The sequence below is a fragment of the Bacillales bacterium genome (assembly GCA_035700025.1).
In the GTDB taxonomy this organism is placed as follows: Bacteria; Bacillota; Bacilli; order Bacillales; family DASSOY01; genus DASSOY01.
In genome coordinates this window covers 14,519-27,095 of sequence record DASSOY010000090.1, presented here as the reverse complement: position 1 = coordinate 27,095, position 12,577 = coordinate 14,519, and the positions used below count along the sequence as shown (strand labels likewise).

Below are 12,577 nucleotides of genomic sequence, written 5' to 3'. Positions count from 1 at the left end.
GCCTGCGCTAAATGTGCAGGTGCAGGCTTCGCGCCAGTATGCCTCGCGTTTTGCCGCCTTCTGTCGACTTTTACGTGCCTTGGCCGCTGTTCGACGGCTTCGCTGGCACGTCAGTGCCGTAAAGGCAAAAAAACACTCCCTCGCCGAGAGTGTTTTCCGATCGATCAATCCGGAAGACCGAGTGCGATTTTCGCATAACGAGACATGTTATCCTTCGACCATGGCGGATTCCAAACGATTTCCACTTCCGCGTCATTGATTTCATCTACGGTCGACAACGCTCGTTTGACATCTTCCTGGATCGTCGCAGCCAACGGGCAACCCATCGCCGTTAATGTCATCGTCACCTTACAATTGTTCTCTTCGTCAACGTCGACGCCGTAAACAAGTCCGAGATTGACGATGTCGATGCCGAGTTCCGGGTCAATGACGTTTTCCAACGCTTCGGCTGCTTGTTTTTTCAATTGTTCTTTTTCCTCTGCCATTGTTTCCACCTCTCTTTTCGATAACGTCTTGTTGTACTTTCAGTATAACCTTTTTGGCATGATGTTGAAACCATTTCGACGGGAACCGACGCGTTTACACATGCCTCAAAATCAGCTGTCGTGCGCAAATTCGCTTTCGTCACCGGGAAAGTTGCTTTATAATGATGAAAACGAACTAGCGATGGAAGGAGTTTCTATGGACCAGCCGTATTTGTTTGCCGTCGATTTGGACGGGACTTTGCTCACCGGGGAAAAAACCATTTCAACGAAAACGAAAAACGCATTGCTTACTGCAAAAAAAGCGGGGCATAAAGTCGTGATTGCGACTGGACGGCCATTCCGTGCGAGCGAAGCGTATTATCAAATGCTCGACCTCGATACGCCGATCGTTAATTTCAACGGAGCGTTCGTCCATCACCCGCTCGACCGCGACTGGGGAGTCATCCACCAACCGATTCCGTTGGACATCGCCAAAACAGTCATCGAAACATGCGAAGCGTTCCGTGTAAAAAATATTATCGTCGAGGTAATCGACGATGTTTACTTAAAAACGCATGACGCCTTTTTCATTGAAGCGTTTGGGGAGGGAGATCCGACGTTTCACACCGGAAATCTCGGAACGTTAGTGAAGGACGACCCGACGTCGATCGTCGTCTACCCCGAAGAAAAAAGTGCAACCGACCTTCGCGAGCTGTTGAGCGAAGCGCATGCAGAAGTGATTGAGCAGCGCTCATGGGGCGCGCCCTACCATCTTGTCGAGATCGTGCGCGGGGGCGTGAACAAGGCCGTCGGCTTGCAACGAGTCGCCGCCGCTCTCGGCATTCCGCGAGAGCGGGTCGTGGCATTCGGCGACGAGGACAACGACATGGAGATGATCGCGTGGGCCGGCCGCGGCGTCGCGATGGAAAACGCGATTGAACCGTTGAAAGCCGCCGCTGATTACGTGACGGGATCAAACGAAGAGGATGGCATTGCTCATTATATCAACCGGTTTCTTTAAGAAACCGGTTTTATCATTTGCCGCAGCGCGCCGAGGTGGTAGGCAGAATGGGCGAGAGCGGCGAGCACGTTCGTCTTGTATTCGTCTTGCCAAAATCCTGCTTGCAAATCCGCTTGCATCGCCTCATATTCCTCGCGCAACGCCTGTTGAATTTTTGACCATTCGGATTCGTCGACGTGATCGATTTTCCAACTCTTTCCCCAGTCTCTTTCATGTTCCTTGCCGCGAATATACGTCCGCGCGACCTCTAAATAATAACGAATGTGATCGGCGTGCGCGGCAATCGTAGCTCCGCCGTGTGAAATCGATGCTTGTTCGGCTGACAACTGTTCCAGCGTGCCAAATATTCCGGCATTCTTCTCCGTCGTGACGTACCAGCTTCCTTGTTCTGTCGCCCCTTGAAACGTTTCCTTCAGCAATTCCGCCGCCGCTTGTGTCAAATCGTTCATTCGTAAACCCCATTTCCAAGTCTTTTTGAGTTCATCATACCTTTTGCACGCGGATACGTCCACAAAGGTTGAAATAAAAATTCACCATTCGAGAAAAACTACGCACGGGGGGTGAAATTTTTGGACAAGGCGAGAAAACCGGCTCAGGACAGGGACGGCGAAATGAAGGAACGACAGGCGTTGAACAAACAAGCGAACAAACAGCGCAAATGGAAGCAGCAAAAGGACCAAAACAAAGGCGGAGGGTTTTAAGCCCGCCGCTCGATCGACCATTCAAAGGAGGAATTCCCATGCAATTGGCATCCCACGAATTTCGCGATTTAACGGAATTGGCGATGAGCTGTTACAACACGGTGACATTGATGAGCCGCTTCATTCAACAAGCGCAGGATCCGGAACTAAGGCAATTGCTCGTGCAACATTATCCGAAACACGTCGAAGACTACAATTTAAAAGTCGAATTTCTGCAAAGTCCGCAAACACCGGACATTACGAAGTTCGTTCCGACGCAGCTGCATCCGAAACTGCAAAATTTTGCCCAGCCCCCGTCCCAACAGTTCGTACCTGTTGACGTCCGCATGAACGCGAGCCAACTGAACGACAGGGAAATTGCCACCGCCTATTTGTTGAACCAAAAGTCCGCCGCAAAAGATTACGCAATCGCGGTGACGGAATGTGCCAATCCTTACTTGCGCACGTTTCTCGAAAACGCCTTCTTGAACAGCAACCGGCACGCTTACGACATTTGGCAGTATATGGTCGTAAAGGGATACTACCCGTTCGCGCCGGCACCCGTACAAGAGGTTCAGCAAGTCGGTACGATGTTCCCGATCGTCGATGTTCCAACGCCGGCCGCAACGTTCTAAACGATGAAAGCCGCCACACATGTGGCGGCTTCATTATTTCTCCTGTTACTCCACAACCAAATGGTGAAAACGGCCGGAATGACTCGTGAACGTATTCGAAAGTTGGAAACGGACCGGATGCCGAAAAATCGGTCCGTCGTAAACAATCGTATGAAATTCGCCGTTTTCACCGCATGGATCGACGTGATCCGGTAACCTATCGAGAAATCCCTGGTCGTATTCACTCCCGAGCCATGACGCGTCAAGCACATCGGTGTCTACGCAAACGATTTTTGCACGAAATCGTTCCGAAACGAATTGTTCCGCCAACTGCCGGCTGTCGCGCCCCCATAACGGAAATTTCGCGCTAAAGCCGATTTTCTGCAATTGCTGTTCGCGAAACGCCTTCACGTCCTCAAGAAAGATGTCGCCGTGCACGACCGTGTTCACGCCTGAATTTTTATGAACGATCAATGTTTCTTCGATTCGTTTTTCATACGTTTCGTTAGCGGCCGCTTCCGGCAAAACGACTGAAATGAGCGGAACACCGACCGCCTTCGCTTGCCGTTCAATAACTTCCGTTCGGCATTCGTGCATTGGCACGCGTCCGTTTTCGGCAGCTGTCGTCAACAATCCTCTCACGTTCCAACGGCCGGAACGTATCGTTTCGCAGAGGGCAAGCGCACTGTCTTTTCCGCCGCTCCAAGAGAACAACACATCTTCCATTCCGATCCCTCCGTTTGTTTCATTCTTCAAAATCCTGTCCGTTCCTGCTATCATTATAGTCAATAAGAGGATATCACCACAATGGAGGATGCGGCAGTGAAGATTTACGAATTGACTCAAGAAGCCGACCGAGAGGTGCGGGAGAAAGTCGCAAACTTATTTTTGCAGCAAATTTCTATGCATGGAGAAAAAGATGCTCACGAAGTCGTCCGCAGCGGGATTGATCAGGCGTTGGAGGACGTCAACCATACGCGGATTGTTGTTGCCGAAGACGACGGCGAAATGCTTGGTCTCGCTCTTATCAACATCGGCATCAGCCTTCGCGACGGCGGTAAATACATATGGTTGAACGAGTTGTATGTACACAATGACTACCGAAATCAAGGGATTGGACGCAAGCTGCTGCTGCACATTATTTACTGGGCGGAAAACGAACAGATCAAAACGATTGAATTGGAAACGGGTGTGAGCAATTCCGTCACAAAACATTTGTACAATTCTCTCGGATTTTACGATGTCGTGTCGAAAAGATACGGATTTCGCTTTTAAATCCGAAATAATGAAACGAAATGGAGATGGTGGAAAAATGAACATGAAAGCAGAACCGACCCCCAACCCGAATGCGATGAAATTTACGGCTCTCGACGGCCCCCTGTTCGAGGGGCGGGTCATGGCCAAAAAAGGCGACGACCCCGATCATGAATTGTTGAAACAGTTGCTTGCAATCGAAGGTGTCGACAATTTGTTCGGATTCCAAGACTTTTTAACGGTGAACAAAACGATGGATGCGGACTGGAACGCTTTGATGCCGAAGATCGAAGAAGCGTTTGCATCATATATAAAAGGATAAGACGGTTTCATTACGCCGGTGACGAAGTTCCGATCCTCGAACATCGAAGATCGGAACTTTTTTTATGAATATTTTACATACGATCTCCCCTCTATTTTCAGCCGCACTTATACCGTGTCAGTACGGAAAAACCCGAATATGCCTGCCGTTTGGACAATGTTCGTAAAGGCGGTCGGATCCACGGCTTTGATCGTTTGCTCGAGTTGAAACAATTCGTATCGAGTGATCACAATAATCAAGATCTCTTTATCTTCACCGTGAAAGGCGCCTTTCGCCGGCACCCGCGTAATTCCGCGCACCATCTTGTCATGAATCGCCTTTTGAATCTCCTCGCCTTTGCCGGTAATGATCATCGCGGTTAACTTTTGATGACGGGTATGGATCGCATCGATAACACGGGACGACGCATATAAGCTGACAAGCGTGAACAAAGCCTCTTCCCCGCCGAATAACAAGCCGGCAGACAACGTGATCAAGCCGTTCAAGGCAAAGAAATACAAGCCGACAGGGCGGTCCTTCATCCGGGAGAGAACAAGCGCGATGATATCCATGCCCCCAGTGGATGCACCCCATTTTAACGTGAGACCGACGCCGATAGCTCCAATGACCCCTCCGAAAACGGCATTCAGCAAAATATTGTCCGATAAAGGGTTCACCGGGATGATCGTGAGACAAATCGTCGTCATCACGACGCTGAAAAAACTGTAGAACGTAAAACGTTTGCCGACGCGTTTCCACCCTAAATAAGTCACAGGGAGGTTGAGCAGCAATAAAAGCAGACCGGTCGAAAGCGGAACAGGAGTGTTTTCTAACAAAGTCGATAAAAGCTGTGCCGCCCCCGTGAACCCGCTGGCGTACACATGCGCCGGAATTAAAAATATATTTAATGAAGCCGCGTTAAAAATTGAGCCGAGGATGACGATCGCCGTAATTTTTGATTCATTGTAGACACCGTACATTCCGTCACCTGCTTTCTCGTAAACTTGCATCTTGAACGTTTATAACACCTTGGCGTCGAAAAAGTCAACGAATGTCGAGTAATCGTTGCTTTTTATGTGCAATACCCCTAAAATTGAGTCAACATTCCTGTTTAGGCGGTGAACATGATGAGTTTGCGCATTGTGACCGACAGCGCATCGGACCTTCCGGCTTCATTGGCGGAAAAACATGAAATCGAAGTGATCCCGTTTGTGGTGATCGTCGACGGCCAAGAATATTACGATAGAGAAACGTTGAAGGCGGAACAATTGTACAAAATGATGCAGGACGGCAAATTGCCGAAGACGGCGCAAGTTCCTTACGATCGTTTGAAAACGGTATTTGAAAAGTATGCGAAACAAAACGATTCCGTGCTGTACATCGGCTTTTCTTCGGCATTGTCTGGTACGTTCCAAACAGCGGTTGCCGTAAAAAATGAACTGACCGAGGAATTTCCGGATTTCGACATGGAAGCGATCGACTCGAAAGGAGCGTCGGCAGGGCAAGCGTTAATGGCCATCGAAGCGGCGGAAATGGCCAAGCTAGGGAAAGCAAAGCAGGAAATCCTTGATCGCATCGCTTTTCGCATTGCCCATACTGCCTATTTGTTCACGGTTGATGATCTTGTTTACTTGCAACGCGGAGGCAGAATCGGGAAAGCGGCGGCGTTTTTCGGCGGACTGCTGCACATTAAGCCGCTCATCGGTCTCGAAGACGGAAAGCTCGTGCCGAAGGAAAAAATTCGCGGCAGCAAAAAAATCTACCGCAGGATGGTCGACCTGCTGAAAGAACAAGGCGCGGAAGGGGACACGATCGCCATCTGTCATGCGGAAAACCCGGAGGCGGCATCGACGCTGAAGAAACAAATCGAAGAAGAAACAGGAGCTTCCCGGGTGATGGAATTTCCGATCGGCGCTGTTCTCGGTTCCCATACGGGGCCGGGAGCGTTCGCGGTTATATTTCTCGCCGACGAACAGTAAGCAAGTAAGGCGGTAACACAAGTTACCGCCTTGGAAACTGGACGCAAAAGCTCGTGCGGTCGGCGTTGGATTGAACGAAAATTCTCCCTCCGTGTTTTTCGATAATTTGCTTGCATACAGCTAAACCGAGCCCGGTTCCGAGTTCTTTCGTGCTGATGAAAGGCTCGAATATATCGTCAAGCAAATGCGGCTCGATTTTATTTCCGTTGTTCGCGAAACAAACCGTTGCCCTCAGATCGTTGGCAAACAAATTAATTTCTATCTGTTTCCGCCCCTCGGTTTCGCACAATTCCTCGACTGCGTTGTTCAAGATGTTCAAAAACACTTGCTTAATTTGTTCAGCCGTCCCTTGAATCGAAACTTCCTCTTCGGGCATCGCTCTTTCCACTGAGATTCCCGCATCCAATAATCGCGGAGACAACAGCTCGAGAGCGTCGTCGAGCAATTGTTTCAAATCGACCGATTCTTTACGGTCGTCCAACCCTTCCCGTTTCGACAAATAAAGGAACCCCGTAACCTTGTCCTGCAAACATTCCATTTCTCTTTCCATCACTTTCAAAAACCGCATCGATTTCTCGTCTTCCTGATGCCGTTTCTTCAATAAGGTCATGAACCCTTTGATCGCCGTGAGCGGATTCCTGAACTCGTGCGCGAAGCTGGCGGCGATTTGTCCGAGAATCGTCAACCGGTCGGCGTGCATTTGCTGAATGAATCGGTTTTTTTCATGAATGATTTTCTCTTTCTGTTCTTTGAAAGCGATTACGGAATGGTATAAAAAAATATCGAAGAAACACGAAATATCAAGCAGCACTTCCGTCTTTGCCTTATCCGGTAAAGGCGCCTCGCAAATACGTTCAGATACGATTTTCCGACCGAAATTGATCGAGCTGACGATTTCGTGCAGATCGCTGTTCGCTTCGATCCGTTCCCGGACGATTTTCCGTGTCACGCGTTCAAAATATTGATGATTCGGACGGCGCAAATAGGCAACGATCATGCGCATCGTTTTCTTCCCGCTGCCGACCACTTGAAGAAAAAAAGGATCTTCCTCGTTCATCTCGATTTCAGATAACCATTGTTGAATAATTTCCTCGAAATGTGTCTCCAAATAAGCAATGAATCGGTCAAGTTCTTCCGGCTTCATAAGTCCTCCTTATAGTTTCGCGTAAAATTTCGGCATGAAATGTATCGGTTTCGGTCGTTGGGACATATTAAAAAGAAAACGTTACGAAAGGATTGTCCTTATGCACACGATGTGGAAAGGCTCGATCGGATTCGGACTCGTGCACATCCCAATTAAATTGTTTGCCGCAACCGAAGACAAAGATATTAAACTTCGCTATTTGCATAAAGAATGTCATACGCCGATTAAATATGAACGGGTTTGTCCGCAATGCAAACGAGAAGTTGAAAATGAAGAAATTGTACGCGGTTACGAATACGAACCGAATCGATTTGTTCCGCTGGAAAAAAACGAAATCGACGAACTTCGCCAAACCCGAAACAAATCAGTGGAAATTCTCGACTTCGTCAAACTGGAAGAAATCGACCCGATCTACTTTAACCGTTCGTACTTTATCGGTCCGAGCGAAAACGGCGCGAAGGCCTACAATCTGTTGAAACAAGCGATGAAACAATCCGGTAAAATCGGCATTGCCAAGGTGACGATGCATTCGAAGCAACATCTCGCCATCGTCAGGGTCTATGAAAACGGGCTGCTGCTTGAGACGATCTTTTACCCGGATGAAGTGCGAAACATCGAGCATGTGCCGGGCATCCAAGAATCCGCCGAACTGAACAACAAAGAGCTCGATACCGCGATCCAATTAATCGACCAACTGACGACCGATTTTCAACCGGAAAAATACGAAGACGAATTCCGCCGCTCGTTGTCGGAAGTCATTGAACAAAAAATCGCCGGCAACGACGTGAAGACGGCAGCACCTGCAACACGGCGGGAAAATGTTGTCGACTTGATGGAAGCTTTGCAAGCAAGCCTTGACGAGTCGAAACCGAAGAAACAAGCAACAGGTAAAACCGAGGCAAAGAAAAAGACGAAAAAGAAAGCGTCCGGTTGAAGCAGAGACTAGTTCGTTTTTCCCATAATTCGACATTTGAAAACATCGGAGGAGTTGACGTGAGCCAACGAACATTCGGTAAGCAGGAACTTGTCGTCGAAGGCCGTTCCTTAAAAATTACGCATCCGGACAAGCTTTTATGGCCGGAGAAAAACGTGCATAAAGTCGATTATTTGCAGTATTTGCTTGAACTTTCGCCGCATTTGCTGCCTTTTCTGCAAGAACGCGAATTGACAGTGATTCGTTACCCGCACGGTGTGAAAGGAGAAAGCTTTTATCAAAAAAACTGTCCCGAGTATGCACCGGATTTTATTCGCACGCATGAATCCAAAGGTGTCCGCTATATCGTTTGTTCTAACCTCGCCTCTTTGCTCTGGCTCGGCAATCAACTCGCGTTTGAACTACACGTTCCCTTTCAAACAATTCATTCGCCAAATCCGGCTGAAATCGTTTTCGATCTCGATCCTCCGTCGAGAGACGCCTTTCACCTTGCCGTCGAAGCGGCATTGTTGTTGAAAGACATTCTCGACCGGTTAAACTTGTCCTCGTTCGTGAAAACCTCGGGAAACAAAGGACTGCAAGTGTATGTACCGCTTCCTGACGACACCTTCAGTTATGAGGACACGCGCCGATTCACCCGCTTTGCAGCCGACTACTTAACGGAAAAGGAACCTAGCTGGTTCACGACCGAGCGTTTGAAAAAAAACCGCGGCAACAAGCTGTACGTCGATTATTTGCAGCATGCCGAGGGAAAAACGATCGTCGCCCCTTATTCGGTTCGCGGAAATCGCGAAGCGCTCGTCGCTACGCCGCTGGAATGGCAGGAAGTCACGCGCAGTTTGCGTCCAGAGTCGTTTTCGATCGATCAAATTCCGGAACGGCTGCGGCTGCACGGATGTCCCTTTGCTTCGTTTCAACGTGCAAAGCGCGAACAGCCATTCCAACCGGTTCTCGACTGGTTGTCCGAACAATCGCTGTAACGATGAAAACCTCTCAAAGCGCCGCGATCGCTGGAGAGGTCTTTTTACTCTTCAAAATACGGATTCACGTGGATGAATACTTCTTCCACTTCAGGATATTGTTGCTGAATGTCGTGTTTGATTTCGCGGCCGATGTCGTGCCCTTGCTTAATTGACAAATCGTGGTCGATGGAAACACGCAAATCGAGCAAGATGTAATGACCATGATCACGAGCGCGAATTTGGTCGATTCTTTTCACTTCTGGAAACCCGTTAATGATTTTTAAATATTTATCGAGCTTTTCGGTTTCGACGGTTTTCTCCATCAACACGTTTACGGAAGACTGAATGAGCTCGGCGGCGATTTTGAAAATGAGTACGGCCACGATCAAACTCGCTGCGGCATCACCGAATAGAAGAAATTCGATGTCGTATTTCGCGCCGATCATCGATAATAATACGCCTGCGGATGCCGCCAACGATGCAACGATGTCGGCTTTATGATCGTAAGCGATCGCCAAGACGGCTTTGCTGTTGTATTTCTTCCCGCGGCGCAATGAATAGCGATACAGCGCCTGTTTGGAAGCGAAAGAAATGAGCGCAGCGATGAAAGCCGCCAGTTCGGGAACCGCAGGTTCACCGCTGAAAGCGAGAAACGCCTCTCCGACAATGTAAACCGATACGAAAAATAAGATCAGCCCGACAATGCCTTCGCTGATGACTTCCGCTTTTCCGTGTCCGAACGGATGATCTTGATCAGGCGGCTTGTTGGAAATCCCGACGACCGCCAGAACGGCTACGGAAGCGACAACATCGGCTCCGGAGTGGATGCCGTCGGCAAAGACCGACTCGCTGTCGGCATAAATCCCGATCAAAATCTTACCGACGGCAAGAATAATGTTGCTGATGAGCGCGATCCACGCCACTTGCTTTCCGATTTTTCCGCGTTCGTGCAAATAATCGTTCAAAGGTTTGCCTCCAAATTACAAAGTTTCCCGAGGGCAAAAAAACAATCCGCCAGTTCAATTGGCGGATTGCAGAGTTTTATGTTGTAAGAACCGTTGATCATCATTTCGAACCATCCTCTTTTCGAAAGGCTTTTTCACTTTAACATACTCTCCCGACAAATACAAATTCGCCTGACCAGCACAACGGAAACGGCATTCCCCCTCCAGTATGAGGATGCAGCGTTCCTTCCTCGATACGCCTTCCGATATTTTGCACGCCAAAACAAAAGAAGCCTTCTGACGAGGCTTCTTCTATCGGTCAACGATTTCAATTTTATAGTCTTCCAGCCATGTATTTATTTGGGCGAGATGGGCAATCAACTGCGGTCCTTTCATAAGCTGGCCGTACCATGGCACATCGAAGGATGCCCCTTCACTCTTCACGATCTCATCCAGACGTTCGTAATTGATCAGCTGTAAAATCGGTGCGTTCGGATCGGAGATGATTTCCGACAACCATCCGACGACCGCCTTCGTATAGTCCGGGTGGAACGTCTTCGGATAGGGGCTCTTTTTCCGGTACAATACATCATCAGGAAGAACCCCTTTCATCGCCCGGCGAAATAATCCTTTTTCGCGATCATCAAGCATCTTCGTGTCCCAAGGGACATTCCACAAATATTCAACGAAGCGATGGTCGGCAAACGGCACGCGCACCTCAAGACTTGCTGACATGCTCATGCGGTCTTTCCGATCGAGCAAAGCGGTCATGAACCAATGCATATTTAAATAAAACAGCTGCCGCCGTTTTGCATCGACCGTTGACTCTCCCTCGAGCTCCGGAGTTTCATTGATCGTCTGTTGGAAGCGGTCAAGTACATAGTCACGCAAATTGAGTTTCTTTTGCCATTCTTCATTCAGCAGCGCGTGTCGCGCTTCGGTCGAGCGCATCCATGGAAACCCTTCCGCCGCCGACGTTTCCGGACTGTGAAACCATGGATATCCACCTAATATTTCATCAGCACATTCACCCGATAATGCGACCGTTGCGCCTTTTTTGATCCCTTCGCAAAACCAGAGCATTGAAGCGTCGATATCAGCATACCCCGGCATATCTCGGGCGTGAACGGCCTTTTTTAAGTAGTCGGCGAGAACCTTGTTATCGATCACAAGCCGGTGGTGATCGGTTCCGAGAAAATCACGAACTTTGTTGATCCAAGGACCATCGGCATTCGGTTGAAATTGATCACTTTTGAAAAATTGCTCGTTCTCGTCGTAATCAATCGAATAAGTAGTTAAGGGGCCTTCGCCTTTTTGTTTCAGAGCTCCGGCGGCAATGGCCGTAATGGCGCTCGAATCGACGCCTCCAGAAAGAAACGTTGCGATCGGAACATCGGCGACGAGCTGACGCTCAACCGCATCTTGAAACAAATTCCGAACCCGTTCGACGGTATCCTCTTTCCCATCGCGATGATCGGCGCTCTTCACATCCCAATACCGCCACGTTTTCAAGCCGTCACGAGTAAACAACAGCGCATGCGCCGGACGAAGTTCATCCATGTCCATGTATACGCCGTGTCCTGGTGTGCGTGACGGACCGAGTCCGAACACTTCAGCCAATCCTTCCCGATCCACACGCGCTTTCATTTCAGGGTGGGCCAAAATTGCTTTTTGTTCCGAACCAAACAACAGCCGCCCTTCGTGATGACTGTAAAACAGTGGTTTTACCCCGAGCCGGTCACGTGCCATAAACAACTCTTCTTTTTGTTCATTCCATACAGCAAAAGCAAAGATGCCGTTCAAGCGATTCAGACAATCCGGCCCCCACTCAATAAAAGCGGACAATAATACTTCCGTATCGGAATGACCGCGAAACCGGTAACCGATTGCCAGCAGTTCGCTCCGCAAATCTTCCGTATTGTACAATTCTCCATTGTACACGATCGTAAACACCCGTCCTCCGTACGTTTGCACCATCGGCTGGCTGCCGCCTTCAGGATCGACGACAATGAGCCGCGTATGCCCTAACGCCGCATGGGGAGCCGTCCACGAATTCAGATCATCCGGCCCGCGATGTTCCAATGTTTTTGCCATTTGTTTCACCGTTGCTTCTTCATTGCGCAAATCTCTTCGCCATTGTATCCATCCAGTTATGCCGCACATTCGCTACACCCTTCCTTACCGCGTGACAAAAAATCGAGCCGATCGCCCATTACTAAACGTATTCAACCAGACTGAAAAATGTGCGCACGGACATCATAAACCGGATCATCCACAAGG

The 12,577-nt window shown here is 49.0% G+C and carries 15 protein-coding genes; 8 read left to right on the top strand and 7 right to left on the bottom strand.

The features are described from left to right. Window positions 1-164: 164 nt before the first annotated feature. Window positions 165-485, bottom strand: a complete 321-nt coding sequence (locus VFK44_15085; GenBank protein HET7629696.1) for a metal-sulfur cluster assembly factor — start codon at window positions 483-485, stop codon at window positions 165-167. A 196-nt stretch (window positions 486-681) separates the two neighbouring features. On the opposite strand from VFK44_15085, the gene VFK44_15080 reads away from it, so the two are divergent. Beyond that, the gene (locus VFK44_15080) at window positions 682-1,485 is read left to right on the top strand and encodes a Cof-type HAD-IIB family hydrolase (protein ID HET7629695.1); all 804 of its coding nucleotides are present in this window, start codon (window positions 682-684) and stop codon (window positions 1,483-1,485) included. Here the strand turns inward: VFK44_15080 and VFK44_15075 are convergent. After that, the gene (locus VFK44_15075) at window positions 1,482-1,934 is read right to left on the bottom strand and encodes a DinB family protein (GenBank protein HET7629694.1); all 453 of its coding nucleotides are present in this window, start codon (window positions 1,932-1,934) and stop codon (window positions 1,482-1,484) included. The two genes, VFK44_15080 and VFK44_15075, sit on opposite strands and share 4 nt — an antisense overlap. 120 nt (window positions 1,935-2,054) lie before the next feature. Between VFK44_15075 and VFK44_15070 the strand changes: the two genes are divergently transcribed. Together VFK44_15070 and VFK44_15065 are read left to right on the top strand one after the other, a co-directional pair. Then, window positions 2,055-2,186 carry a hypothetical protein gene (locus VFK44_15070; GenBank protein ID HET7629693.1) on the top strand — a complete coding sequence of 44 codons (132 nt, stop codon included), beginning with the start codon at window positions 2,055-2,057 and terminating at the stop codon, window positions 2,184-2,186. 38 nt (window positions 2,187-2,224) lie between these two features. Beyond that, entirely contained in the window at window positions 2,225-2,800 is a 576-nt protein-coding gene (locus VFK44_15065; GenBank protein HET7629692.1) for a spore coat protein, read from the top strand. 45 nt (window positions 2,801-2,845) lie between these two features. On the opposite strand, the gene VFK44_15060 is transcribed toward VFK44_15065, so the two are convergent. Further along, on the bottom strand, window positions 2,846-3,505 hold the full coding sequence (locus tag VFK44_15060; GenBank protein HET7629691.1) for a diphthine--ammonia ligase: 660 nt from the start codon (window positions 3,503-3,505) through the stop codon (window positions 2,846-2,848). 81 nt (window positions 3,506-3,586) lie between these two features. On the opposite strand from VFK44_15060, the gene VFK44_15055 reads away from it, so the two are divergent. Beyond that, entirely contained in the window at window positions 3,587-4,054 is a 468-nt protein-coding gene (locus VFK44_15055; protein ID HET7629690.1) for a GNAT family N-acetyltransferase, read from the top strand. A 37-nt stretch (window positions 4,055-4,091) separates the two neighbouring features. Then, window positions 4,092-4,355 carry a NifU N-terminal domain-containing protein gene (locus VFK44_15050; protein ID HET7629689.1) on the top strand — a complete coding sequence of 88 codons (264 nt, stop codon included), beginning with the start codon at window positions 4,092-4,094 and terminating at the stop codon, window positions 4,353-4,355. A 107-nt stretch (window positions 4,356-4,462) separates the two neighbouring features. Here the strand turns inward: VFK44_15050 and VFK44_15045 are convergent, their stop codons facing one another. Beyond that, on the bottom strand, window positions 4,463-5,314 hold the full coding sequence (locus VFK44_15045; GenBank protein ID HET7629688.1) for a YitT family protein: 852 nt from the start codon (window positions 5,312-5,314) through the stop codon (window positions 4,463-4,465). Between the two features lie 147 nt (window positions 5,315-5,461). Here VFK44_15045 and VFK44_15040 point away from each other — a divergent pair, with 147 nt between their 5' ends. Then, on the top strand, window positions 5,462-6,313 hold the full coding sequence (locus VFK44_15040; protein ID HET7629687.1) for a DegV family protein: 852 nt from the start codon (window positions 5,462-5,464) through the stop codon (window positions 6,311-6,313). A gap of 22 nt (window positions 6,314-6,335) precedes the next feature. Here VFK44_15040 and VFK44_15035 read toward each other — a convergent pair whose 3' ends face one another. Then, complete coding sequence (locus tag VFK44_15035) at window positions 6,336-7,457, bottom strand: histidine kinase N-terminal domain-containing protein (protein ID HET7629686.1); 1,122 nt, start codon at window positions 7,455-7,457, stop codon at window positions 6,336-6,338. Window positions 7,458-7,557: 100 nt separating this feature from the next. On the opposite strand from VFK44_15035, the gene VFK44_15030 reads away from it, so the two are divergent. Then, window positions 7,558-8,391, top strand: a complete 834-nt coding sequence (locus VFK44_15030) for a Ku protein (GenBank protein HET7629685.1) — start codon at window positions 7,558-7,560, stop codon at window positions 8,389-8,391. Between the two features lie 59 nt (window positions 8,392-8,450). Then, window positions 8,451-9,371 carry a non-homologous end-joining DNA ligase gene (gene ligD, locus VFK44_15025; protein HET7629684.1) on the top strand — a complete coding sequence of 307 codons (921 nt, stop codon included), beginning with the start codon at window positions 8,451-8,453 and terminating at the stop codon, window positions 9,369-9,371. A gap of 44 nt (window positions 9,372-9,415) precedes the next feature. On the opposite strand, the gene VFK44_15020 is transcribed toward ligD, so the two are convergent. Further along, on the bottom strand, window positions 9,416-10,318 hold the full coding sequence (locus tag VFK44_15020; protein ID HET7629683.1) for a cation diffusion facilitator family transporter: 903 nt from the start codon (window positions 10,316-10,318) through the stop codon (window positions 9,416-9,418). A 291-nt stretch (window positions 10,319-10,609) separates the two neighbouring features. Beyond that, window positions 10,610-12,460 carry an asparagine synthase (glutamine-hydrolyzing) gene (gene asnB, locus VFK44_15015; protein HET7629682.1) on the bottom strand — a complete coding sequence of 617 codons (1,851 nt, stop codon included), beginning with the start codon at window positions 12,458-12,460 and terminating at the stop codon, window positions 10,610-10,612. Between the last annotated feature and the right edge of the window lie 117 nt (window positions 12,461-12,577).